Source organism: Streptomyces sp. NPDC094143, from assembly GCF_040303825.1.
In the GTDB taxonomy this organism is placed as follows: domain Bacteria; phylum Actinomycetota; class Actinomycetes; order Streptomycetales; family Streptomycetaceae; genus Streptomyces.
The window spans coordinates 176,169-200,067 of record NZ_JBEOTZ010000001.1; the positions used below are offsets into that span (position 1 = coordinate 176,169).

Below are 23,899 nucleotides of genomic sequence, written 5' to 3' on the forward strand. Positions count from 1 at the left end.
AGATATCTGCCGAGGAGCACCGCAGCCGTCACCCTGGTAAGGGTTGCCTAACTTAGCCTTACCTTAGCGGATCGGTCGAGAGGCCATGACGGCAGGATCGTGGTGGAACGCGCACATCAATGAAGGAGACTGTCGTGTCGGCGAACAGCTTCGACGCCCGCAGCACGCTGCAGGTGGGCGACGAGTCGTACGAGATCTTCCGGCTGGACAAGGTGGAGGGCTCGGCCCGCCTTCCCTACAGCCTCAAGGTCCTGCTGGAGAACCTGCTCCGCACCGAGGACGGCGCGAACATCACCGCCGACCACATCCGTGCCCTCGGCGGCTGGGACTCGCAGGCCCAGCCCAGCCAGGAGATCCAGTTCACGCCGGCCCGCGTGATCATGCAGGACTTCACCGGCGTTCCCTGTGTCGTGGACCTCGCCACCATGCGTGAGGCCGTCAAGGAGCTGGGCGGCGACCCGGCGAAGATCAACCCGCTCGCGCCGGCCGAGCTGGTCATCGACCACTCCGTCATCGCCGACAAGTTCGGCACGAACGACGCCTTCAAGCAGAACGTCGACCTGGAGTACGGCCGCAACAAGGAGCGCTACCAGTTCCTGCGCTGGGGTCAGACCGCCTTCGACGAGTTCAAGGTCGTCCCGCCCGGCACCGGCATCGTCCACCAGGTGAACATCGAGCACCTGGCCCGTGTCGTGATGGTCCGCGACGGCAAGGCCTACCCGGACACCCTGGTCGGCACCGACTCGCACACCACCATGGTCAACGGCCTGGGCGTCCTCGGCTGGGGCGTCGGCGGCATCGAGGCCGAGGCCGCCATGCTCGGCCAGCCGGTCTCCATGCTGATCCCGCGCGTCGTCGGCTTCAAGCTGACCGGCGAGCTGCAGCCCGGCACCACCGCCACCGACCTGGTCCTCACGATCACCGAGATGCTGCGCAAGCACGGCGTCGTCGGCAAGTTCGTCGAGTTCTACGGCGAGGGCGTCGCCGCCACCTCCCTGGCGAACCGCGCCACCATCGGCAACATGTCGCCGGAGTTCGGCTCCACCGCCGCGATCTTCCCGATCGACGACGAGACGCTGAACTACATGCGTCTGACCGGCCGCTCCGAGCAGCAGGTCGCGCTGGTCGAGGCGTACGCCAAGCAGCAGGGCCTCTGGCTCGACCCGGCCGCCGAGCCCGACTTCTCCGAGAAGCTGGAACTCGACCTCGCCACGGTCGTCCCGTCCATCGCCGGCCCGAAGCGCCCGCAGGACCGCATCGTCCTCGCGAACGCCGCCGAGCAGTTCGCCAAGGACGTCCTCAACTACGTCGAGGTCCCCGCCGCGCCGCAGTCCGGCACCGCGGCCTCCCCGGTCGACGAGGCGAGCGACGAGTCCTTCCCGGCCTCCGACGCCCCGGCCTACGGCAGCCAGGAGAACGGCGCCGGCGCGCCGCAGCACGCCGACGGCACCGGTGCCGCCGTCCCGTCCAACCCGGTCACCGTGACCGCCCCCGACGGCACCTCGTACGAGCTGGACCACGGCGCGGTGACCGTCGCGGCCATCACCTCCTGCACCAACACCTCCAACCCGTACGTCATGGTCGCCGCCGCCCTGGTGGCCAAGAAGGCGGTGGAGAAGGGCCTGACCCGCAAGCCGTGGGTCAAGACCACCCTCGCCCCGGGCTCCAAGGTCGTCACCGACTACTTCGAGAAGGCGGGCCTGACCCCGTACCTCGACAAGGTCGGCTTCAACCTCGTCGGCTACGGCTGCACCACCTGCATCGGCAACTCCGGCCCGCTGCCGGAGGAGGTCTCCAAGGCCGTCAACGACCACGACCTCGCGGTCACCTCGGTCCTCTCCGGCAACCGGAACTTCGAGGGCCGTATCAACCCCGACGTCAAGATGAACTACCTCGCGTCCCCGCCGCTGGTCGTGGCCTACGCGCTCGCCGGTTCCATGAAGGTGGACATCACCAGGGAGGCCCTGGGCACCGACCAGGACGGCAACCCGGTCTTCCTGAAGGACATCTGGCCCTCCGAGGCCGAGGTGAACGACGTCGTCGCCAACGCCATCGGCGAGGACATGTTCGCCAAGTCCTACGCGGACGTCTTCGCGGGCGACGCCCAGTGGCAGGCGCTGCCGATCCCGACCGGCAACACCTTCGAGTGGGACGCCGAGTCCACCTACGTCCGCAAGCCCCCGTACTTCGAGGGCATGCAGATGGAGCCGGCCCCGGTCCAGGACATCTCCGGCGCCCGGGTGCTCGCCAAGCTCGGCGACTCGGTCACCACCGACCACATCTCCCCGGCCGGTGCCATCAAGGCCGACACCCCGGCCGGCAAGTACCTCACGGAGCACGGCGTCGAGCGCCGCGACTTCAACAGCTACGGCTCGCGCCGCGGCAACCACGAGGTCATGATCCGCGGCACGTTCGCCAACATCCGTCTGCGTAACCAGATCGCGCCGGGCACCGAGGGCGGCTACACCCGCGACTTCACGCAGGAGGGCGGCCCGGTCTCCTTCATCTACGACGCCTCGCAGAACTACCAGGCCGCCGGCATCCCGCTGGTCGTCCTGGCCGGCAAGGAGTACGGCTCCGGCTCGTCCCGCGACTGGGCGGCCAAGGGCACCGCGCTCCTCGGCGTCAGGGCCGTCATCGCCGAGTCCTACGAGCGCATCCACCGCTCGAACCTCATCGGCATGGGCGTCCTGCCGCTGCAGTTCCCGGAGGGCCAGTCCGCCGAGTCCCTCGGCCTGACCGGTGAGGAGACCTTCTCCATCTCCGGTGTCACCGAGCTCAACGACGGCACCACCCCGCGCACGGTGAAGGTCACCACCGACACCGGCGTCGAGTTCGACGCGGTCGTCCGCATCGACACCCCGGGCGAGGCGGACTACTACCGCAACGGCGGCATCATGCAGTACGTGCTGCGCAGCCTGATCCGCAAGTAGGCGGCACGGCCAGGCAGGTCACGGCAGTTCGAGGGCCGCGTTCCCGGGTGACCCGGGGACGCGGCCCGCGCCGTTCACTCCCCCCGGTACTTCGCCGCCGCGGCCTGCGCGAGGTCCTGGGACTTCTCCAGGGCCGCGTCCACCGACTGCCGCCCGGCGATGGCCGCGGCGATCTGCTCCGAGACCGCCGTACCGAGCACGGCGAACTCGGGGATGCCCAGGAACCCGATGCCGCTGTAGGGGCGGGGGGCCACGCCGGGGTCCTTCGGGTCGGCCGAGTCGGTGGCCGCCGTGTACTCCTGCCGGTACCAGGCGCCGGCCGCCTGCTGGTACTCCGGGTTGGCGTACAGCGACCTGCGGTTCCCGGCGGGCGCCGCCGTCCAGCCCCGCTCCCGGCCCACCAGTTCCTGGTACTCCCGGGAGGAGGCCCAGGAGATGAACTCCCAGGCGGCGTCCTTCTCAACCGAGGCCTGCTGGATCCCCCACGCCCAGGTCCACAGCCAGCCGGCCTTCTCGGTCCTCTCGTGCGGGGCGGGGACGTAGCCCACCTTGCCCTTGACGGCGGAGGTGTCGGCCTCGATCGTCGACGCCAGGGACGTGGCGTCGTACATCATGGCGCAGCCGCCCTCGACGAAGCGGTCGAGGATCTCCATGACGCCCATCCGGTCGGCGTCTGGCTGGCCGTGCGCGCGCAGCAGGCCGACGTAGAAGCCGACGGCCTCCCGGAACTCCGGCGAGGTCAGGCGGGCGTTCCAGTGCATGTCGTACCAGGCGCCCCCGAAGGTGTTGACGACCGTGTTGAGCGGGGCGAGGTTCTGGCCCCAGCCGGGCAGGCCGCGCAGGCAGATGCCGCTCGCGCCGTCCGTGCCGTCGACCCGGGCCGCGAGGTCGGCGACCTGCCGCCACGTCGGGTTCGGCGGCATGGTCAGGCCGTCCTTGCGGAAGAGGTCCTTGCGGTACATCAGGAAGGAGCCCTCGCCGTAGAAGGGCTCGGCGTAGAGCCTGCCGTCCTCCCCGGTCAGCGACGCCACCAGGTTCGGGAAGACGTCGTCCTGGTCGAAGTCCTCGTCCGCCTTCACGTAGGAGTCCAGCGGGGCGAGCCAGCCGTTGTCCGCGTAGATCGGCACCTCGTACGCGCTGACGCTCGCCACGTCGTGGGTCCCGGCCTGGGTGGCGAACTCGCGGTTCATCCGCTCGCGCGCCTCGTTCTCCGGGAGCAGCGTGTAGTCGACCGTGATGCCGGTCCGCGCGGTGAAGTGCCTCTTGGTGAGCCTCTCCAGGGTCTGCATCTGAGGCGCGTCCGTCGCGAGCACGCTGAGGTCGGCCTGCTGCTCCTCGGCACCGGGCGGATCGGTGTCACCGCACCCGGCGAGGGCCAGGCCCACGGCGACCGTGGCGGCCACGGCCACCCTGACGAGGCGGCTCCCTGTCATGACAACCGGCCCATACCCACTCCTCGCATTCCTACGCACATGGGGCGAACGCGTCGCCTCAGGGTCGCCCTCTCCGGGCCGCCGCCCGTCTGGAGAGGGCGTCGGCCGCGACGGCGGCCAGCAGCACCCCACCGGTGATCATGAACTGCACGGCGTCCTCCACCCCCAGCAGGCCCATGCCGGAGGCGATCGACTGGATCACCAGCACCCCGAGCAGCACCGACCAGGGCGAGCCCCGCCCGCCGAACAGGCTCGTGCCGCCGATGACGGCCGCGGCGATCGCGTTGATCAGCAGCATCCCGGAACCGGCCGCCCGGGCCGTGGTCGGACTCGCCGAGGTCAGCCCCGAGGCCACGAACAGCCCGCCGATCGCGGCCAGCGTCCCCGACACCATGAACATCGCCACCCGCACCCGCTCCACGCCGATGCCCGCGCGGCGCGCCGCCTCGACCCCGCCGCCGAGCGCGTACACCCGCCGCCCGTAGCGGGTGCGCCGCAGCACGTAGTCCGAGACGACCAGCACCATCAGGAAGATCAGCAGCGCGAGCGGCAGGCCGTGGAAGCGGTTGAGGGTGTGGGCCGCGGCGAAGGAGGCCACCGCGAGCAGCGCCGTGCGCAGCCAGATCTCGCGCTCCGGCCGGTAGGGCATCCCCGCGGCCCGGTGGCGGCCGCGCCGGCGGCGCGCGGCCAGCAGGTACCCGGCCGTGCCGAGCGCCGCGACCGCGTACGCCGCCCCGTCGGCGCCGAAGTGCCGGCTGGTCAGGGACGCCACCAGCCCTTCCTCGTCGATGTTGATCGTGCCGCTCGCACCCAGCAGGTAGAGCGTCAGGCCGTTCCAGATCAGCAGTCCCGCGAGCGTCACCACGAACGCGGGCACCCCCAGCCAGGCGTGGAAGACGCCGTGGAAGGCGCCCACGGCCGTACCCACCGTCACCGCCACGACCACCGCGAGCCACTCCGGCACGCCGTGGTTCACGTTCAGCACGGCGAACGCCGCCCCCGCCAGACCGCTGACCGAGCCGACCGACAGATCGATCTCCCGGATCAGCAGCACGAACACGATGCCGACGGCGACCAGCCCGGTCCCGACGATGTCCACGCCGATGTTGGACAGGTTGCGCGGCGAGAGGAACTTGTCGTCCAGCGCCTGGAAGACGCACCAGATCGCGATCAGCCCGGCGACGACCAGCACCGGCCCGCGCTCGCTCTCCCGCACGCTCCCGCGCACCTCCAGGGCGTACCCCCGCAGGCTCTCCTGCCAGCCACGGCCGCGCCGTTCCCGGCCGGTGGTGACCGGCCCGGCCCCCGGACCGCCGCGCCTCGGCCCGACGCCGGTCACGGCCACGCCTCCTCGTCGCCCTTCGTGCGATGCGCCACGGCGTTGTCCGCCGCCCCGGTGACGGCGGAGATGATCTGCTCCTGCGTCACGGTGCTCACGTCGAACAGGCCGTTGTTGCGCCCCAGCCGCAGCACGGCCACCCGGTCCGCGACGGCCTTGATGTCGCCCATGTTGTGACTGATCAGGATGATCGCCATGCCACGGTCGCGCACCTCCTCGATGAGGTCGAGCAGATGGCTGGTCTGCTCCACGCCCAGCGCGGCGGTGGGCTCGTCAAGCAGCAGGACCTTGGGCTCGGCCATGAGCGAACGGGAGATCGCGACGGCCTGCCGCTGCCCGGCCGACAGCGCCGCGACCGGCACCCGCACGTCGGGGATGCGGATCGACAGCGCGCGCATCAGCTCGCGGGCCCGCCGCTCCATCTCCACCTCGTCGAGGATGCCCACCCGGTCGATCTCCCGGCCGAGGAAGAGATTGCCGACGACGTCCAGGTTGTCGCACATCGCGAGGTCCTGGTAGACGGTCGCGATGCCCAGGCTGTGGGCGTCGTGCGGACGCTTGATCTGCACCCGGTGCCCCTCCCACTCGATGACGCCCCGGTCGGCGGGGCTCACCCCGGAGATCACCTTGACCAGCGTGGACTTGCCTGCGCCGTTGTCACCCGCCAGCGCCACCACCTCACCGGCACGGACCCGCAGGTCCACGTCCACGAGCGCCTGGACGCCGCCGAACCGCTTGCAGATGCCGCGCAGCGCCAGCACGGGCGGATGGAGCACGGCGGCCACCTCCCTCACCGCGTGAGCCCGATCCGGTCGCAGGCGCGCCGGAGCTTCGGGGTGCAGATCTGGCCGACCGTGTAGACGCCGTCCCGGACGAGCGTCCGGCCGATGTTGTCCCGCGTGACGGCGGCCGGGTCGAGCAGCACCGCCGGGACGTCCCGGGTGGTGGGGCTGTCCACGGTCGTCGTGACGAGGGCGTCCACGTCGTCACCGCGTGCCAGCGCGACGGCCAGCGCGGCCACCGCGTCCGTCTCCAGCCGGAAGGGCTTGTAGACGGTCATGTACTGCTCGCCCTCGACGATGCGCCGCACGGCGTCGAGGTCGGCGTCCTGGCCGGTGACCGGGGGCAGCGGGGAGACCCGGGCGCTCTTGAGGGCCGCGATGACACCGGCGGCGATCGAGTCGTTGGCCGCGAGGACCCCGTCGATCCGGTGCGGGCCGAGGGCGCTGATCGCGGCGGACATCTGGTCGTGCGCGTTCTCCGTGCGCCACCCCAGAGTGCTGTACGACTTCAGGATCCGGACCTTGTCCCGCAGGACGGATTCCGCCCCGCGCTCGTACCAGGCGGCGTTCGGGCTGGACGGGTCGCCGTTCATCATCACGACACCGCCCCCGTCGGCCCGCGCGCCCATGGCCGTGAGGAGCGCCGCGCCCTGGAGCCGGCCGACCTGGTTGCCGTCGAAGCTGACGAACCCCGAGATCGGGCCCTCGGCGAGCCGGTCGTAGGCGATCACCGGGACGCCCTCGCGGTGCGCCTCCCGGACCGAGGAGCGCAGTGCCCTGGGGTCGACGACGTCCAGGATCAGCGCCGAGGCGCCTCTGGTGATCATGGACGCCATCTGCTGCCGCTGGCTCGCCGCGTCGTTCTCGGCGTTGGCGTACATCACCGTGCACTCGGCGCACAGCTCACCCGCTTCTCGATCATGGGCTTGTCGGACTGCTCCCAGCGGGGTACGGCACGGCTCGGCAGCAGCACGCCGACGGTGGGCCCGTCCTTGCCCTCGCCGCCGTCGCCGGTGCAGCCGGCTCCCGCGAGGACGGCCGCCATCAGGACGGCGGCCGCACGCCCCACCCGCCCTCTCACGACGCCCCTCCGTCCTCGGCCGGCGGCCTGGGCCGCCGGAGGACGCGGTTACGCCTCCGGCGGGAGTCGCGGGGGCGCTGGTGGGCCGGGTCGGGGGGCCGGTGGGGAGGCTGGTCGGTGGGGTGGTGCTGGTCGGGGGGCCGGTGGGGAGGCTGGTCGGTGGGGTGGTGCTGGTCGAGAGGTCGGTGGTGGGTCTGGTCCGTGGGGCGGGCCCGGTGTGTGCCTCGTTCGCCGCCGGCGCCGCCGGCGCCGCCGGCGCCGCTGTCATGGCCGCGGCTGTTTCGGCCGCGGCCGTCTCCGCCGCCGTCACCATCGCGACCGCGGCTGTCGTCGCCACCGCGACCGCGGCTGCCCTCGCCGTCGCCACCGCGGCCGCCATCGCCATCGCCACCGCCGCGGCCCCGGGTCCGGCCGCGGGTGCGGCCCAGGCTCCAGCCCCAGCCGCCGGTCCGGTTCCGGGGACGGTCCTCGGGCCGGGCCGGTCCGGGCGGCTCCGGGTCCGGTTCCGCCCGCGGGCCGGACCCCGGTCGGGGCTCCGCCTCCGCATCCGGGCGGGAGACGACGATCTCGCTCCACACCTGCTTGCCGCCACCGACCGGCACCGAACCCCAGGCCGCCGACATCGCCTCGACGAGGAACAGCCCCCGCCCGCCCGTGGACTCCCAGTCGACCACCACCGGCTTGGCCGGCGCGCGCGGCGAGGAGTCGTTCACCGTCACCCGCAGCCGGTCGGCGGCCAGGGTCAGGTCCAGCCGGACCGCGCCCTGCGTGTGCACCAGCGCGTTGGTGACCAGCTCCGACACCACCAGCAGCACGGTGTCGGCCTCCGCCACCACGCCCCACGAACGCAGCGTGCGCGCGCTGAACCGGCGCGCGTGCATCACCGCGTCCGGCAGCCGCCACACCACCCACCCGGCCCGCACCGGCCTGACCCGCATCCCGTCGTAGCGCAGCAGGAGCAAGGCCACGTCGTCCTCCCGGCGTCCGGCCTCGCCCAGCAGGTGGTCGGCCATCCGCCCCGGGTCGGCGGGGTCGGCCGCGGCCAGCGCCTGACGCACCAGCCGCATCCCCTCGTCCAGGTGCAGGTCGGCCGACTCGACCAGACCGTCCGTCACCAGGGCGAGGACCGAGCCGGGGGCGAGCGCGAGTGCCGTCAGCGGGAACTCGGCGTCGGCCAGGACCCCCAGGGGCAGCCCGCCCTCGACCGCGATCTCCGCTGTGCCGCCGCCGGGATCACGCACCAGGGGGGCCAGATGCCCGGCCCGCACGAACAGGGCGTTGCCCTCCTCCATGTCCAGCTCGACGTAGCAGCAGGTGGCGAACAGGTCGGTCTCCATGCCGACGAGCAGCCGGTTGGCGTGCGCGACGACCACGTCCGGCGGATGCCCCTCGACGGCGTAGGCGCGGACCGCGGTACGCATCTGACCCATGATCGTCGCGGCCCCGGCGCTGTGCCCCTGTACGTCCCCGATGACCAGGGCGACCTTCCCCTCCGACAGGGCGATCACGTCGTACCAGTCGCCCCCCACCTGGAGGCCGCGCCGGGCGGGCAGGTAGCGGGCCACGGCGATGCCGCCGGGCAGCCGGGGAAGGCGGCGGGGGAGCAGGCTGCGCTGGAGCATCGTCGCGAGTTCCTGCTCGGCGTCGTAGGCGTGCGCGCGTTTCAGGGCCTGTCCCACCAGTCCGGCGGTCGCGGTGAGCAGGGCCCGCTCCTCGGGGGCGAACTCGTGCGGGGCGTCCCAGCCGACCAGGCACACCCCGGCCACGCCGTTCTTCGCGGGCAGTGGCAGTACGGCCAGTCCGCCGGGGCCGACGCCGGCGAGCCCCGGTTCCAGCACGGCGCCCGCGGGCCACAGGCTCATCCGGCCGTCCCGCAGCGCCGCCTGCAGCGTGGGCAGGGCGCTGACCGGCGCGTCGGGCCACTCCGAGCGCCACTCCGAACGCCACAGCTCCGGCCAGGCACCGGCACCCGGCGGATCGAGCACCGTGACGGCCAGCCGGTCCTCCAGCACCTCGGCGAGCGCCACCCGGTCCGCGCCGAGCGGTTCGCGCAGGGCGGCGACGACCACGCGGCTGACGTCCCGCACCGTCGTCGCGTCGTCGAGCGCGGCCGTCAGCCACTGGATGCGGGCGACGTCGCTGGCGCCCCGGCGCAGCACCGGGGCCGCGGTGACCACGCCCAGCACGCGTCGCGGGGCGCCGTCGGGCTCCTTCAGCACACGGCAGCCCAGACGCAGCCAGCACAGTTCCCCGGTGGGCCGGCGGATGCGGAACTCCAGTTCACGGCGGCCCGGGGTCTGCGCGGACGGCTCGATCACCGACAGCAGGGCGGGAACGTCCTCCGGGACGCTGTACGACAGGAGGGTGTCGGTCTTGCCGTCGAACCCGTCCTCGGGGATGCCGACGAGTTCGAGCAGGGCCTGGTCCGTCTCGACCAGCCCGGTGCCGGGCGCCAGGGCGAAGGAGCCGACGCCCATGGCGCGCAGGGCCGAGTCCAGCAGCGGGGTGGGCGCGGACCGGTCTGCCTCGCCCCGCAGCCGCCCGGCGACGGCCTCGGCGTACCGCCCCAGGAACTCCCGCTGCTCGCCCCCGAACCCTTCCCCGGCCTCTCCCACCACGACCAGACATCCCAGCCACCCGCCCGCCGCCCCCAGCGGCAACGCCCCGAACGGAACGGGGACGGTCCCGTCCTCTCCCCGGGCGGACCCCACCCCGTCGAGCCACACGGCCCGGCCCCGCTGATAGGCCTCGACGACGGCGGCCGTGCGGTCTCGGCCTTCCGCGGTCCTGTCGGCTGGGGCCGGGACGGGCGGGGTGGGGGCCCCGGGGGTGGTGTCGCTCTCCGCTTCCACTGACTTCCGGCCGGGAGAGGGGGTGCGGTGCGGGTCGGGTCCTGGGGCGGTGGCGCCTTCCGGCTGTGGTGCGTCCCGGGAGGGGGTGTGGTGCGGGGCGGGTCCTGGGGCGGTGGCGCCTTCCGACTGTGGTGCGTTCGTGCCGGAGGCACCGCTCCGGTACCCCTGATCCGGCGCGTTCGCGACGGACCCGCGCGGGCCCCTCCTCGGTCCGACCGTGCCGCTCCCCGGAAGCCGCACCCCACTCGGCACCCCGTACCGCTCCGGATCGCCCCCGGTCGACTCAGCCACCCGGAGTTCGGTCCCGTCCTCGCTCCGCACGTACACCGCCGCCAGCCCCACCCCGGCGAACGCCAGCACCCGCTCCCTCGCGTCGGGCTCCGGCACGGGGCGAGACGGACCGGCGTCCCCGCTCCCCGGCGCCCGAAGGCCGGGAGCCCCGGCCCGGGTCTCGCCGTCATGAGGCATGTCCGCATCCACCTCCCGTCCATGCCGTGGCCACCGGCAGGTGGGAGTCCCCGGAACTCAGGCGACGACGACGCGGGCACGGGACCGGCGGCGCCGGGTCACACCGGCATGGCGGAACCACGCCGCGCATGAGCGGCAGGGCACCCACCAACAGAATCGCACACCTGGATAACCACGACATTTGGGGCGAAGGTCACCCCTGTCATGACTATCAAGGCGACGTACGATGCGGCACCTGGCACCTGGCACCTGGCGGAGAGTGGCCGCGTCCGGGGCCGGCTCGTAGGCGCCGTGGAAGCGGTCGGCGGCGGCCGTCCGGAAGCAGGGTCCAGGCCGGACGGCCAGGTCGTCACCGAGGCGCCAGATCTGGTTGTCCCAGCCTCGGGCACCGAGCCGTACCGGGTGAGCGGCGCGGTCGGGGCGCTGCCTGCGCAGCAGGTCCCGGACCGGTTCCGGGGTGATCTCGATCGACGCGTGGGTCATGCGGTGGAACGTTGGCCGGGTGGTGGCCCGGGGAGGTGGGGGTCGTGCGCTTCCCCGGGATGGCGCCAGGTGCGCGCCCGCGGCTGGGGCGTCCAGCGTGCCCTCGGCGGTCTCTTCATCGGCGAGGCCGGCCGCAAGGGCCTCCCGGGCGGCAAACCCACCTGGGGCCCACCGGCCCGGGCCACCCTGCGCCGCCTCGTCGCCACGGCCGGGCCGGTATGAGCGCCGTCGGCCGCGGCCGACGGACCTGCGCGGGATGGGGGCGACCGTGAGGGCAGGTTCCGGTCCGCCCTGTGGGAGCGCTCCCACCCCGCCTGCAGCGGAAGGTAGCACGATCAAAGGGGCGGCGCCCAGGTCAAGTTGACTTGGCTTGCCCGGTGCGGTTGGCTGCCGGTCCGACCATCAAGATCCGGGGGATCCTTTGAACCGCACCATCCGTGCCGCCGTGTGCTCCGTCGCGATGACCGGGCTCGTGCTCGGCCTCGGCGCCTGCTCCGAGGCGGTCGACCAGGTGGACAAGGCGGTGGACGAGACGTACGAGGTGACCTACGAGGTCACGGGGAAGAACGTCGACTCGATCGAGTTCCACGGCGGCGGTGGCAAGGCCATGGAGCCGAAGACCGAGTCGGTGTCGAAGCCCGAGCTGCCCTGGCGGAAGACCGTCACCCTGCGCGGCATCATGCCCGCCGCCGTCATGCCGGTCGCCGCGGACCCCGAGGGCGCCCAGGTCACTTGCAAGATCATTCACAAGGGCAAGGTGCTCGAGGAGCAGAGCGCCGAGGGTCTGGTGACCGCAGGCGGCTGCACCGCGGAGTCCCCTATCACGCAGTGACGCCGGGCCGGGCGGGCCGGGCCGGCCTCGCCTCGGCGGCCGCGACGTCAGGGCAGGGGCACCGCCGGTGCGGGAAGCGAGGCCGGGGGAGCGGCGGAACGCCGTGCCCGGGCCGCTCCCCGAGGTCACCGCTCCCCGAGGTCACCGCCCGGGGTCACCGCTCCCCGGGGTCACCGCACCCCGCAGGCCCCACCCGGCGCCGTGCCACGTCCCTCCGGCCCTTCCGGTCCTTCCGGCCCTTCCGGTCCCTCCGGCCCGTCCAGCACCGTCCGCAGCCACAGCAGTTGCCGCCGCACGTGCACCGCGTCCCCGCCCTCGTGCCCGTTGAACGGGTACGCGTGGATCTCCTTGCGGGGACCGGTCCCGGAGAGTTCGCCGTACCGGTTGAACGCCGCGTACGCCCCGCTCGGCGGGCACACCGTGTCCCGCAGGCCCACTCCGAAGTGGGCCGGGGCCCGGGCGCGGCGGGCGAAGGAGACGCCCTCGACGAAGGAGAGGGTGCGGTGGGCGTCGCGCTCGGCGCCCCGGTGGACGGAGAGGTAGGCGGCGATCTCGCCGTACGGGTCGGCGTCCGTGAGGTCCAGGGCCCGCCGGATCCCGCACAGCAGCGGCGCGGTCACCAGCACGGCCGCCAGGTCCGCGACGAGCCCCGCGGCGGCCAGCGCCAGCCCGCCGCCCTGGCTGTTGCCGGCCGCCACGACCCGCGTGGGGTCGACCCCCGGCAGTTCCCGTACCGCCGCCACCGCCCGCACCGCGTCGGTAATCAGCCGCCGGTAGTAGTAGTCCTCAGGCGTCCGCAGCCCTCGCGTCATCACCCCCGGGCCGCCCGGAACCCGGGCGTGCGGATCGGGCGTGTCACCGCCGCACCCGTACTGGTCGCCCTGCCCGCGGTTGTCCATGAGCAGATGCGCGTAGCCGGCGTTCACCCAGGTCAGCCGTTCGTGCGGAAGTCCCCGCCCGCGCCCGTACCCGGCGAACTCGACCACCGCCGGGAGCGGGCGCGTCTCACCGGCCCCGGCCGGCCGGCTGAACCACGCCCGGACCGGGTCGCCCGCGAAACCCCGGAACGTCACGTCCCGGGTCCGGGTCAGCCGCAGCCCCGAGTCCGCCTCCCGCACGGACAGCAGCGGTCCGTGCCGCCCGGCCTCCTCCAGCGTGCTCCGCCAGAACGCGTCGAAGCCCTCGGGCTCCTCGATGTCCGGGCGGTAGCGCTCCAGTTCGGCCGGTGGCAGATCGAACGCGGGCACGGCGTCACCTCGCAGGAGTCGGCGGACTTCCAGAAACTTGCGATGCGGAACAGGCGGGGAACCCTTGGGTTCTACCCGGCCTCGATGCGGATCCAACGCGGCACAGGCGCCCCGTCCGTCTGCCGCGTCACCCATTGACAGCGCTTTCTGGTGCCCCTAAGTTGCGCGAAGTTACCGGTAAGAGCTCGAAAGTTTCGGATCCACGTGCCCTGTCCACGGGAGGACCGAGCCATGAGCACGTCGACCACACCGGCCCCGCCGGGCACCGAGGACCCGCCTCCGGCCCGGGCCGCACCCCGGCGCGGCGGACGGGCACCGGCCGGCTGGCGGCGGGCGGTGCGCCGCGACTGGCAGCTGTACTCGCTGGCGATCCTGCCGCTGCTGTTCTTCCTGGTCTTCCGCTACCTGCCCATGATCGGCAACGTGATCGCCTTCCGGCGCTTCGAGCCCGGTGGGTCGCTCTTCGGCGAGGAGTGGGTGGGGCTGCGCTATGTGCGGATGTTCCTCGAAGACCCCACCTTCTGGCAGGTGTTCCGCAACACCCTGTGGATCGGCGGGCTCACGCTCCTGTTCTGCTTCCCCGTCCCGATCGTGCTGGCGCTGCTGCTCAACGAGGTGCGCCGGCGCTCCCTGAAGCGGTTCGTGCAGTCGGTGTCCTACCTCCCGCACTTCCTGTCGATCGTGATCGTCGCCGGCATCACGATGCAGATGCTGGCCAGCGACGGACCCGTCAACCACGTCCTCGGCTGGTTCGGCCACGACCCGATCCGCTTCATCCAGGAACCCGAGTGGTTCCGCACGATCTATGTCGGCTCGGAGATCTGGCAGACCGCCGGCTGGGGCACGATCCTCTACCTCGCCGCGCTCACCACGATCGACGAGGACCTGTACGAGGCGGCGCGCATCGACGGCGCCAATCGCTGGCAGCAGATCCGGCACGTCACCCTGCCCGGCATCCGGCCCACCATGGTGACGCTGCTGATCCTCAACATCGGCACCTTCCTGGCCGTGGGCTTCGAGAAGGTGCTGCTGCTGTACAACCCGCTGACGTATCCGACCGCCGACGTGATCTCGACCTACGTCTACCGGGCCGGCGTCGAGTCCAACAGTTTCAGTTACGCGGCCGCCATCGGACTGTTCGAGGCGATCATCGGCCTGGTCCTCATCACGTCAGCCAACCAGCTCTCGCGCCGCACGGTGGGGACGAGCCTGTGGTGAGGCCGAGCCGCTCCTACCGGGTCTTCCAGGGCGTCAACGCGGTGGTGCTCACCCTCGTGGTGCTGGTGACCCTCTATCCCTTCGCCAACATCCTCGCGCGGTCCTTCAGCGGCGAGCGGCACATCCGGGCGGGCGAGGTGACCCTGCTGCCCAAGGGGTTCGACCTCACCACGTACGAGATCGTGTTCCGGGACGCGATGTTCTGGCGCAACTACGGCAACACGGTGCTCTACACCGTCGTGGCGACGGCCGTGGCGATGGTGCTGACCACGTGTTACGCCTACGTGCTGTCCAAGAAGCAGCTCAAGGGGCGCGGCTTCCTCGTCGGCGTCGCCGTGTTCACCATGTTCTTCACCGGCGGCCTCATCCCCAACTACATCCTGGTCACCAGCCTCGGCCTGAAGAACAGCGTCTGGGCGATCGCCCTGCCGAACGCGATCAGCGTGTTCAACCTGCTGGTGATGAAGGCGTTCTTCGAGAACCTGCCGACGGAGCTGGAGGAGGCCGCGCAGATCGACGGCCTGAGCACCTACGGCATCCTGCTGCGGATCGTGCTGCCGCTGTCCAAGGCGGTCGTGGCGACCATGGTGCTCTTCTACTCGGTGTCGTTCTGGAACTCCTGGTTCAGCGCGTTCCTCTACATGGACCGGACCGAGCTGATGCCGGTCACGGTCTACCTGCGCAACCTCATCCAGGGCGCCACCGGCGGCGGCAACGCGGGCGCCGGCGCCGAGCAGCTCAGCCAGGTCGGCGCCAACATCCAGTCGGTCACCATCGTCCTCACCGCCCTGCCGATCCTCTGCGTGTACCCGTTCGTCCAGCGCTACTTCGTCTCGGGCGTGATGCTCGGCGCGGTCAAGGGCTGACGCCGCCTCCTCAACTCGCCTAACGGAACAAAGGAGTCTCCTTGCAGAACGCAGGACAGCTGTCGCGGCGCCAGATACTCGCCGCAGCCGGCTTCATCGGCCTCGCCACGGTCACCGGCTGCGGCAGAGGAGACGACGGCGGGGACGGGAAAGACCTGTCGAAGAAACGGAACGGGGCGATGAAGAACTACCGCGCCGGGCAGCGGTTCAAGGCGGCGAAGCCGCTGTCCTTCTCCGTGCTGCACAACAACAACCCGGTCTACCCCATGAAGAGCTCCTGGCTGTTCTGGAAGGAGCTCACCCGGCGCACCGGCGTGACCCTGAAGCCCGTCGACGTCCCGCTGGCCGACTACGAGAAGAAGCGCAGCGTGCTCATCGGGGCCGGGGACGCCCCGTTCCTGATCCCCAAGACGTACCACCCCTCCGAGGTCGCCTTCGTCTCCTCCGGCGCCATCCTCCCCGTCAGCGACTACGTCCACCTGATGCCCAACTTCCGCGACAAGGTCCGCAAGTGGAGGCTGGAGCCCGAACTCGACTCGATCCGCCAGTCCGACGGCAAGTACTACCTGCTGCCCGGCCTGCACGAGAAGGCCAAGGCCGGCTACTCCCTGTCCTTCCGCACGGACGTCCTGCACAGGCACGGCCTCGCCCGGCCCACCACCTGGGACGAGGTGCGCGAGGTGCTCACGGCGCTCAAGGAGGAGTACCCCGGCACGTACCCCTTCTCCGACCGCTGGAGCACCAACACCCCGTTCCCCTGCGGCGCGCTGTTCGGCTACCTCGGCCAGGCCTTCGGCGTCCGGGCCGGCTGGAGCTACGACAACATCAGCTACGACCACACGGCGGGGAGGTTCGTCTTCACCGGCGCCCAGGACGGCTACCGCCGGATGGTCGAGTACCTGCGCGGACTCGTCGCCGACAAGCTCATGGACCCCGAGAGCTTCAGCCAGACCGACGACCAGGCGGTGCAGAAGCTCCTCGCCGAGAAGTGCTTCGCGATGAGCGCCAACCCCCAGGAGCTGGTGCAGAACTACCGCTACAACCTGGAGAAGCAGGTCGAGGGCGCGACGATCGAGATGGTCCCGGTGCCGCTCGGCCCCGCCGGCCCGGTGGTGCTCGGCGGCACCCGCCTGGAGAACGGCGTCATGGTCTCGGGCAGGGCCCTCGAGAGCGACGGCTTCGTCGCGATGATGCAGTTCCTCGACTGGCTCTGGTACTCCGACGAGGGCCAGAAGTTCTGCAAGTGGGGCGTCGAGGGCGTCACCTACACCGAGTCCGGCGGACGCCCCCGGCTGAAGCCGGGCATCTCCCTGATGGGCTCGGACCCGGACGCCGGCAAGGACCTCCAGAAGGACTACGGCTTCTTCAACGGCGTCTTCACCTACGGCGGCAGCTGGGACCTGGTCTCCTCCTCCTTCAGCCCGGACGAGAAGAGGTTCCAGGACGCCATGGCCCAGCGCCGGCAGCTGCCCATCGACCCGGCCCACCCGCTGCGGTCCTTCGAGCAGGAGCAGGCGACCCTCTGGGACACCCCGCTGAAGGACACCGTCATCCAGAACACCTTGAAGTTCGTCCTCGGCAAGCGCCCGCTGTCCGAATGGGACGACTACGTCGCCGAGCTGAGGTCGAAGAACATGCAGCGACTCGTCGACCTGCACAACAAGGCCCACGAGCGGTTCGCGAAGGAGAACGGGTGAGGAGCGGGGAGGCGGTGGCATGAGCACCGTGCGGACCTCCGGCTTCGGCACCGGAGCCCTCTCCCGCGCCTGCGCCCTGATCCACACCCTCCTCACCGTCGAGGCGCTGCTGCTCCTCACCGCCTCCCCGGGCCTGGCCGGACTGCTCCTGCTCGGACCCGACCCCGCCAACCTGCCCCTCGCGGCGCTGTGTCTGCTGCCCCTCGGCCCGGCCCTGTCCGCCGCGCTCCACGCCCTCCACCACCGCAGCCGCGACCTCACCGAACTGCACCCGGCCCGGTCCTTCCTGCGCGGCTGGCGGCTCAACGCCGTACCGGTGCTGGCCCTCTGGGCGCCCCTGCTGGCCTGGCTGACGGTCATCGCCTTCACCCTGACCCACTTCGCCGCCACGGGCCTGCCCGGCTGGTGGGCGGTCCTGCTCGCGGGGATCGGCGCCGGCTCCCTGCTCTGGGGCGCGCACGCCCTCGTGCTCACCTCGCTCTTCACCTTCCGCGCCCGGGACACCGCCCGCCTCGCCGCGTATTTCCTGCTCCGGCAGGGCCGCGCCACCCTCGCCGCCGCCTCTCTGCTCGTCCTCACCGCCGCGCTGACCGCCCTGCTGACCGAGGCCCTGCCCGCCCTGCTGGCCGCCCCGCTGCTGCTGTCCCTGCTGCACGGCAGCCGCACGGTGATCACCGAGACCCGGCAGGAGTTCACCGCATGAGCGCGCCCCGCACCCCGAGGATCCCCCACGGCGGCGATCCCTCACCCGAACCGGCCCAGGCCGGAACGAGGCCAGGGCGGTGGCGTGCGCGCGGTACGCCGTCCTTCAGTGGATGCGCCGCCCGTGCGCGTCCGGCACACCGGACTTGCGGAAGAAGTAGCTGTTGATCTGGTCCCGCCACTCCAGGGCGCTGCGCGTCTGCTCCTCGTACCGCTGCGCCACGCGCGCGTGCCACTCCGGCGGGACGAGGTCCCCGAGGCCCGCCCACACCCGGCGGGCCTGCGCCACCTCCTCCACCCCCTCGAAGTGCGTGTCGTAGATGTGCTGGATGACCGTGCTGCCGCTGTGCAGCACATGCCCGTACGGCACGTGGTGGAAGAACAGCAGCAGCTCGTCGGGGCAGGTGTCCGGCGACTCGTACAGCCCGGACCAGGGCTTGCCGTACTGGCCGGCGTACCCGGTGCCGGTCGCCACGCTCCGGTCCACGCCGACGCCGTCCCGGTCGGCGAAGTGGTAGGTGCCCCACGGGCTGTACTCGTAGCCGTCGACACTCGGCCCGTAGTGGTGCCCGGGCTGCACCATGAAGCCCACCCCGAGCGGGGCGGTGTACTTCTCGTAGGTGCGCCACGAGCCGTCGAGCACCGCGTGCAGCCCGTCGGACAGCCGCCGCGGGGCACCGGGGAAGGTGAGCGCGATCCACTCGTCGAGCACCTCGCGCGGCTCGGCGTCCGGCTCCCAGGCGAGCCGCCCGAACGTGTAGAGGTTCGCCTGGGCGAGCGGATGCCCGGTCCAGAAGGGGCCGGCACCGGCGTTCGACACGGCCACGAGTCCGCCCCGCGCCGTCTCACCCACGCTCCGGCCGGGTTCGGGCCGGAAGCGCAGCACCTCGCTCCACATCGGCCCCAGCCAGCACACGTGCCGCTGCTGCCCGGTGTACTCCTGGGTGATCTGCAGCTCCACCGCCAGACGCGTGCGGGGCACGGCCCCGATCAGCGGCGAGACCGGCTCGCGCACCTGGAAGTCCATGGGCCCGTGCTTCACCTGGAGCACCGCGTTGGCCGCGAACTCCCCGTCCAGCGGCACGAAGTGGTCGTACGCGGCCCGGGCCCGGTCCGTCGTGCGGTCCCGCCAGTCCTGACGGTGGTCGTAGACGAACGCCCGCCAGTGCACGGTGCCGCCGAACGGCTCCAGCGCCGCCGCCAGCAGGTTCGCCCCGTCGGCGTGAGTGCGGCCGTAGGCGAACGGACCCGGCTGGCCCTCCGAGTCCGCCTTCACCACGTACCCGCCGAAGTCGGGGATCGCCTCGTACACCCGCCGCGTCGCCCGTGCCCACCAGTCGCGCACCGCCGTGTCCAGCGGATCGGCGGTGGCCAGCCCGCCGAGCACGACCGGTGCGGCGAAGGAGACCGACAGGTGGGTGCGGACGCCGTAGGGGCGCAAGGCGGCGGCGATGTCGGCCACTTCGCCGATCCGGCCGGTGAGCAGACGCGCCTCGGTGGCGTGCACATTGACGTTGTTGACGGCGACGGCGTTGATCCCGCACGCCGCCAGCAGCCTGCCGTACGCCCGCACCCGCTCCAGGTCGCCGCGCGCCCGCCCGTCGTCCCAGAACAGCGAACCACCCGCGTACCCGCGCTCCACCTGGCCCATGACCGGGTGCACGGCCACGTTGTCCCAGTGGTCGAGCATGCGCACGGCGAGCGCCGGGCGGTGCACCTCCCGGGCCCGCTCGCCGCGGAAGGCCTCCTCGCCGAGCCGTACGACGTGGAACAGGCCGTACAGCAGCCCGCGCCCGCCGGACGCCGTGACGGTCGTCGTACCGCCCTCGCGGACGCGGGTGAAGCCCTCGTCGCCGAGGCCGTCGGCGCCGAGGGCGAGGACCAGGTCGTACGCGCCGCCGTCCGGCACGTCGCGCTCGACCCGGCCCCCGAACCGCCGGCAGGCCTCGGCCACCTCCCCGTGCACCGTCTCCACCAGGGGAGCCGACCCCCGGATCAGCGTCCGGCGGCCACCGATCGCCCGGAAGGCTCCGGGCGGCAGCCAGGCCGGGTCGACACCCTCCGGAAGGACGGGCACGGGAAGCGGCATGAGACCCCCAACTCATCTGGTCAGCCCAGCAGTTCGACCTCCGCCAGTGTCGCCTCGCCGTCGAGGACCAGGCGGTACTTCCCGTACGTACCCGGTGACTTCACCGAGAACGCGCGGGTCTGCCGGTCCCAGGCGAAGGCCTCCCCGGAGCGCCGGTCCAGCGTGTGCCAGGTCTCACCGTCCGCGGAGCCCTGGAGCGTCCAGCCGGCCGGTGCCTTCGCCCGGTCCGCCGACGACGTCAGGGTGTACTGGACGGCCTTCGCACCCTCGCGGACCGGCAGGTCCACGGACGTCACCGCGGCGTCCGTCGCCGACGTGTCGTCGAACAGGGCGCCGTCGCCCGCCAGCAGGTCCGCCCGGGGCGCGGGCACCTCGTCGTCCTGCGTGATCGACACGGGCGCCGCGTCCTTGCCCGTGCCCCACGACGACGGCCTCGGGCCCATGTCGAACTCCAGGACACCGCCCTTGGCGACCAGCGCGTGCGGCAGCGAAGTCTTCGACCAGGGACGGCCGTTGACCTTGAGCCCTTGCACGTAGACGTTCTTCGCGCTGTTGCGCGGCGCCTTCACCACCAGCTCGCGCCCGTTCTCCAGGTGCACGGTCGCCTTCGTGAACAGGGGGGAGCCGATCGCGTACTCGCCGCTGCCCATCACCAGCGGGTAGAAGCCGAGCGCGGAGAACAGGTACCAGGCCGACTGCTCGCCGTTGTCCTCGTCGCCGTGGTAGCCCTGCCCGATCTCGCTGCCCGTGTAGAGCCGGGACAGCACCTCGCGGACGTTCTTCTGCGTCTTCCAGGGCTGGCCGGCCGCGTCGTACATGTACAGGGCGTGGTGGGCGACCTGGTTGGAGTGCCCGTACATGCCCATCCGCACGTCCCGCGCCTCGGTCATCTCGTGGATGACACCGCCGTAGGAGCCGACGAACTCCGGGGAGGCCGTCTCGGGGGTGGAGAGGTACTCGTCCAGCTTGTCGGCGAGGCCCTTGCGCCCGCCGTACAGGTTGGCCAGGCCCCGGCTGTCCTGCGGGGCGGTGAAGGCGTAGCCCCACCCGTTGGTCTCGGTGTAGTCGTGGCCCCACACCCGCGGGTCGTACTTCGAGGACTCCACCCGCCAGTCACCCTTCGCGTCCCGGCCCTGGAAGAACCCGGCCTTCTTGTCGAAGAGGTTCACGTAGTCCCGTGCGCGGTCCAGGAAGTACTCCGACTCCTCCTGGTAGCGCCGCTCGCCGGTCTCCTCGTACAGCTTCCGGCCCATGCGGGAGATGCCGTAGTCGTTGAGGTAGCCCTCCAGCGCCCAGGAAAGGCCCTCGTGGGTCTCGGTGCTCGTGTAGCCGAGGAAGGGGGAGGTGGCCATGCCCTTGCGGCCGACGCCCGAGTTCGGCGGGACGACCGTGGCGTTCTTCACGGCCGCGTCGTAGGCCGCCTTCGCGTCGAAGCCGACCCCCTTGACGTACGCGTCCGCGAACGCCACGTCCGAGGAGGTGCCCGTCATGAGGTCCGCGTAGCCGGGGGAGGACCAGCGCGAGGTCCAGCCGCCGTCCTTGTACTGCTGCACGAACCCGTCGACCAGCTCACCCGCCTGAGAAGGCGTCAGGAACGAGTAGGCGGGCCAGGTCGTCCGGTAGGTGTCCCAGAAGCCGTTGTTGACGTACACCTTGCCGTCGACGATCTTCGCGCCGGTGTGGGTCGGGGTGTCCGGGTTCGGCATCCGGGAGAACGGCGAGGCGTACCGGTACTTCCCGCCGACCTTCTCGAACCCGGAGTTCGGGTACAGGTACAGCCGGTACAGGCTGGAGTACAGCGTCGTCAGCTGGTCGGGCGTCGCGCCCTCCACCTCGACCTTGCCGAGCAGCCGGTCCCACTGCCGCTGGGCGCTCTTCTTGACCGCCTCGAAGGACCGGCCCTCCGGGATCTCCTGGCGGAGGTTGTCCTTGGCCTGGTCGACGCTGATGAGGGAGGTCGCCAGGCGCAGGGTGACGGTCCGGTCGTCGGCCTTGAAGCGCAGGTAGCCCTTGACGCCGCTGGAGTCGCCCCCGGCCACCGGCTTGTCGAACTCGCCGTAGACGAACAGCCGGGTCGCGCCCGTCGACAGCCCGGACTTGACGTCCGAGTAGCCGGTGACGATCCCGTTCTCCTTGTCGAGGGTGAGCCCCGCCTGGTCGGTGACGTTGTCGAAGAGGACGCTCGCATCGTCGCCCGGGTAGGTGAAGCGCAGTGCCGCCGCGTGGTCGGTCGGCGCCATCTCGGCCTTCAGCCCGTTCTCGAACCGCACCCCGTAGTAGTACGGCCGCGCGGTCTCGTTCTCGTGCCGGAAGGCCAGCTCCCGCGCCTCCCGCCCGTACTCCGGGGTTCCGCCGGCCACGGACGGCATCACCTGGAAGGTCTGCCGGTCACCCATCCAGGGGCTCGGCTCGTGGCTCGCGCTGAACGCCTGGATCGTCGGCAGGTTGTCCGCGTTGTTCGACCGCGCGTAGTCGTACAGCCAGCTCAGCGAACCGGCGTTGGTCACCGGCGTCCAGAAGTTGAAGCCGTGCGGGACGGCCGTCGCCGGGAAGTTGTTGCCCCGTGAGAAGCCGCCGCTGGAGTTGGTGCCGCGGGTGGTCACCGCGTAGTCCGACAGATGGGCCTTCGGCCGCTCGGGCGCGACGGAGGCGATGTTCACGTCGTCCAGCCAGCCGCGGAACTTGGCGGGGCCCTTGGGGGAGTCGTAGGCCACCAGGATCCGGTCCACGGTCTTTCCGGCCGCGACCGAGCCGATCCGGGACGCCACGTTGTTCCACTGGTTGACGTACAGGATCTTCGAGGCGCCCTGCCCCCGCGGGGTCAGCGGGAAGCCGTGCTGGTCGGTGGCGCGCAGGTCGCTCAGGTGGGTGCCGTCGGTGAAGGCGAGGTCGACGGAGACGTTCGTGGCGTCGTAGTCGAGGTCGCCGTCGGCCATGGACGGGAAGATCCGGTACGACAGCTGCGTGTTCCGGCCGACGGCCACGTTCACGTCGAAGACCTTGTTGTACGAGTACGCCCGTCCCTCGGCGGTGTGCCGTCCGGCGTAGCGCAGCGCCCGCTTGCCCGTGAACCCGGCGCCCGCCTTGGCGGTCGGGGAGCCGCTCGGGCCGCGGTCGACCAGCGAGAGCATGTCCTGCGGGACCGGTCCGTCGCCGCCGCCCGTGGACAGCTGGAGGTCGGCGAGCTGCAGGATGCCGCCGCCGTTGTTCCGGGTCACCTCCAGCCGGAAGTGCCGGTACTCGGCGGGTTCGGCCAGGTCGTACGTCTTCGTCTGGAACCGCTCCGGGAAGGACTCCCCGGACCGGGTGTCGAGCGTCGTCCACTCCTTGCCGTCGGCCGAGCCCTTCAGGGTCCAGTCCTTGGGGTCGCGCTCATCGGCGTCATTGGCCGACGTCAGTGCGTAACGCACAAGTTTGACTGGTTTGTCCAGGTCGAACTCGACCCAGCCGGTGGGCTCGAAGGCGAGCCACTTGGTGCTCGGTTCGAGATCGACGAGGTTTTCCTTCACCTCCCCGCCGCCCGTGTTCTCGGCACTGGCCCGGACGTCCGTGACCTGATCCGTCACATTGCCCGGTATGCCGCTGCTGTAGCCGCCGTCGACGCCCGAGGCGCGCTTGCCGCCGTCGGGGCCGGTGTCGACCGTGTTCGTCCAGTCCGGAAGCGGGTCGTCCGCCTCGAAGGAGGACGCGAACCCCCGATCAGGTCTCTCCGGGGCCTGGGGCAGTGCGACCGCAACGCCCTGCGAACCCAGGGCCAAAGCGAAGGCGGTCGTCGACACGACCGCCGAACCCCATCTGTGCCGAGCTTTCCGCTGCATCAACGGGTACCCTCCCTGCGCAGTGGACAACGTTGTCACCTTCAATGCGCAAGGACCAG

12 protein-coding genes and 4 pseudogenes are annotated in these 23,899 nt (G+C 71.7%); 7 read left to right on the forward strand and 9 right to left on the reverse strand.

What is annotated here, in order from left to right; genetic code table 11:
• The first annotated feature begins 134 nt into the window (after nucleotides 1-134).
• Nucleotides 135-2,933 carry an aconitate hydratase gene (locus ABTZ58_RS00825; protein ID WP_351348794.1) on the forward strand — a complete coding sequence of 933 codons (2,799 nt, stop codon included), beginning with the start codon at nucleotides 135-137 and terminating at the stop codon, nucleotides 2,931-2,933.
• A 74-nt stretch (nucleotides 2,934-3,007) separates the two neighbouring features.
• Here ABTZ58_RS00825 and ABTZ58_RS00830 read toward each other — a convergent pair whose 3' ends face one another.
• The 6 genes and pseudogenes from ABTZ58_RS00830 to ABTZ58_RS00855 form a co-directional block, all read right to left on the reverse strand.
• Nucleotides 3,008-4,366 (reverse strand): ABC transporter substrate-binding protein, encoded by a 1,359-nt coding sequence (locus tag ABTZ58_RS00830; RefSeq protein WP_351348797.1) that lies wholly within the window; start codon nucleotides 4,364-4,366, stop codon nucleotides 3,008-3,010.
• 58 nt (nucleotides 4,367-4,424) lie between these two features.
• On the reverse strand, nucleotides 4,425-5,711 hold the full coding sequence (locus ABTZ58_RS00835; RefSeq protein WP_502995981.1) for a sugar ABC transporter permease: 1,287 nt from the start codon (nucleotides 5,709-5,711) through the stop codon (nucleotides 4,425-4,427).
• On the reverse strand, nucleotides 5,702-6,481 hold the full coding sequence (locus tag ABTZ58_RS00840) for an ATP-binding cassette domain-containing protein (protein WP_351348800.1): 780 nt from the start codon (nucleotides 6,479-6,481) through the stop codon (nucleotides 5,702-5,704). The genes ABTZ58_RS00835 and ABTZ58_RS00840 overlap by 10 nt, the downstream gene beginning before the upstream one ends.
• 14 nt (nucleotides 6,482-6,495) lie before the next feature.
• Nucleotides 6,496-7,568 (reverse strand): annotated as a pseudogene (locus ABTZ58_RS00845) (sugar ABC transporter substrate-binding protein).
• A 530-nt stretch (nucleotides 7,569-8,098) separates the two neighbouring features.
• A pseudogene (locus ABTZ58_RS00850) lies at nucleotides 8,099-10,420 on the reverse strand (SpoIIE family protein phosphatase); the annotation flags it as partial.
• An 801-nt stretch (nucleotides 10,421-11,221) separates the two neighbouring features.
• Nucleotides 11,222-11,371 (reverse strand): annotated as a pseudogene (locus ABTZ58_RS00855) (aminoglycoside phosphotransferase); the annotation flags it as partial.
• 72 nt (nucleotides 11,372-11,443) lie between these two features.
• On the opposite strand from ABTZ58_RS00855, the pseudogene ABTZ58_RS00860 reads away from it, so the two are divergent.
• Nucleotides 11,444-11,593, forward strand: a pseudogene (locus tag ABTZ58_RS00860) (aminoglycoside phosphotransferase); the annotation flags it as partial.
• Between the two features lie 238 nt (nucleotides 11,594-11,831).
• The gene (locus ABTZ58_RS00865) at nucleotides 11,832-12,203 is read left to right on the forward strand and encodes an MmpS family transport accessory protein (protein WP_502995992.1); all 372 of its coding nucleotides are present in this window, start codon (nucleotides 11,832-11,834) and stop codon (nucleotides 12,201-12,203) included.
• 170 nt (nucleotides 12,204-12,373) lie between these two features.
• Here ABTZ58_RS00865 and ABTZ58_RS00870 read toward each other — a convergent pair whose 3' ends face one another.
• Entirely contained in the window at nucleotides 12,374-13,450 is a 1,077-nt protein-coding gene (locus tag ABTZ58_RS00870) for an acetylxylan esterase (protein WP_351348805.1), read from the reverse strand.
• 231 nt (nucleotides 13,451-13,681) lie between these two features.
• Here ABTZ58_RS00870 and ABTZ58_RS00875 point away from each other — a divergent pair, with 231 nt between their 5' ends.
• From ABTZ58_RS00875 to ABTZ58_RS00890, 4 genes are read left to right on the forward strand one after another with little or no spacing between them, the layout of a single operon-like run.
• Complete coding sequence (locus tag ABTZ58_RS00875; protein ID WP_351348808.1) at nucleotides 13,682-14,668, forward strand: ABC transporter permease; 987 nt, start codon at nucleotides 13,682-13,684, stop codon at nucleotides 14,666-14,668.
• Entirely contained in the window at nucleotides 14,662-15,534 is an 873-nt protein-coding gene (locus ABTZ58_RS00880) for a carbohydrate ABC transporter permease (RefSeq protein ID WP_351348810.1), read from the forward strand. The genes ABTZ58_RS00875 and ABTZ58_RS00880 overlap by 7 nt, the downstream gene beginning before the upstream one ends.
• A 41-nt stretch (nucleotides 15,535-15,575) precedes the next feature.
• Entirely contained in the window at nucleotides 15,576-17,231 is a 1,656-nt protein-coding gene (locus tag ABTZ58_RS00885) for an ABC transporter substrate-binding protein (RefSeq protein WP_351348813.1), read from the forward strand.
• Nucleotides 17,232-17,250: 19 nt separating this feature from the next.
• A complete protein-coding gene (locus ABTZ58_RS00890; protein WP_351348816.1) occupies nucleotides 17,251-17,934 on the forward strand; it encodes a hypothetical protein in 684 nt (227 codons plus the stop codon).
• Between the two features lie 105 nt (nucleotides 17,935-18,039).
• On the opposite strand, the gene ABTZ58_RS00895 is transcribed toward ABTZ58_RS00890, so the two are convergent.
• Nucleotides 18,040-20,022, reverse strand: coding sequence for an alpha-glucuronidase (locus ABTZ58_RS00895; RefSeq protein ID WP_351348819.1), 1,983 nt, complete (start codon nucleotides 20,020-20,022; stop codon nucleotides 18,040-18,042).
• A gap of 20 nt (nucleotides 20,023-20,042) precedes the next feature.
• Nucleotides 20,043-23,840 (reverse strand): GH92 family glycosyl hydrolase, encoded by a 3,798-nt coding sequence (locus ABTZ58_RS00900; RefSeq protein WP_351348822.1) that lies wholly within the window; start codon nucleotides 23,838-23,840, stop codon nucleotides 20,043-20,045.
• Nucleotides 23,841-23,899 lie beyond the last annotated feature (59 nt).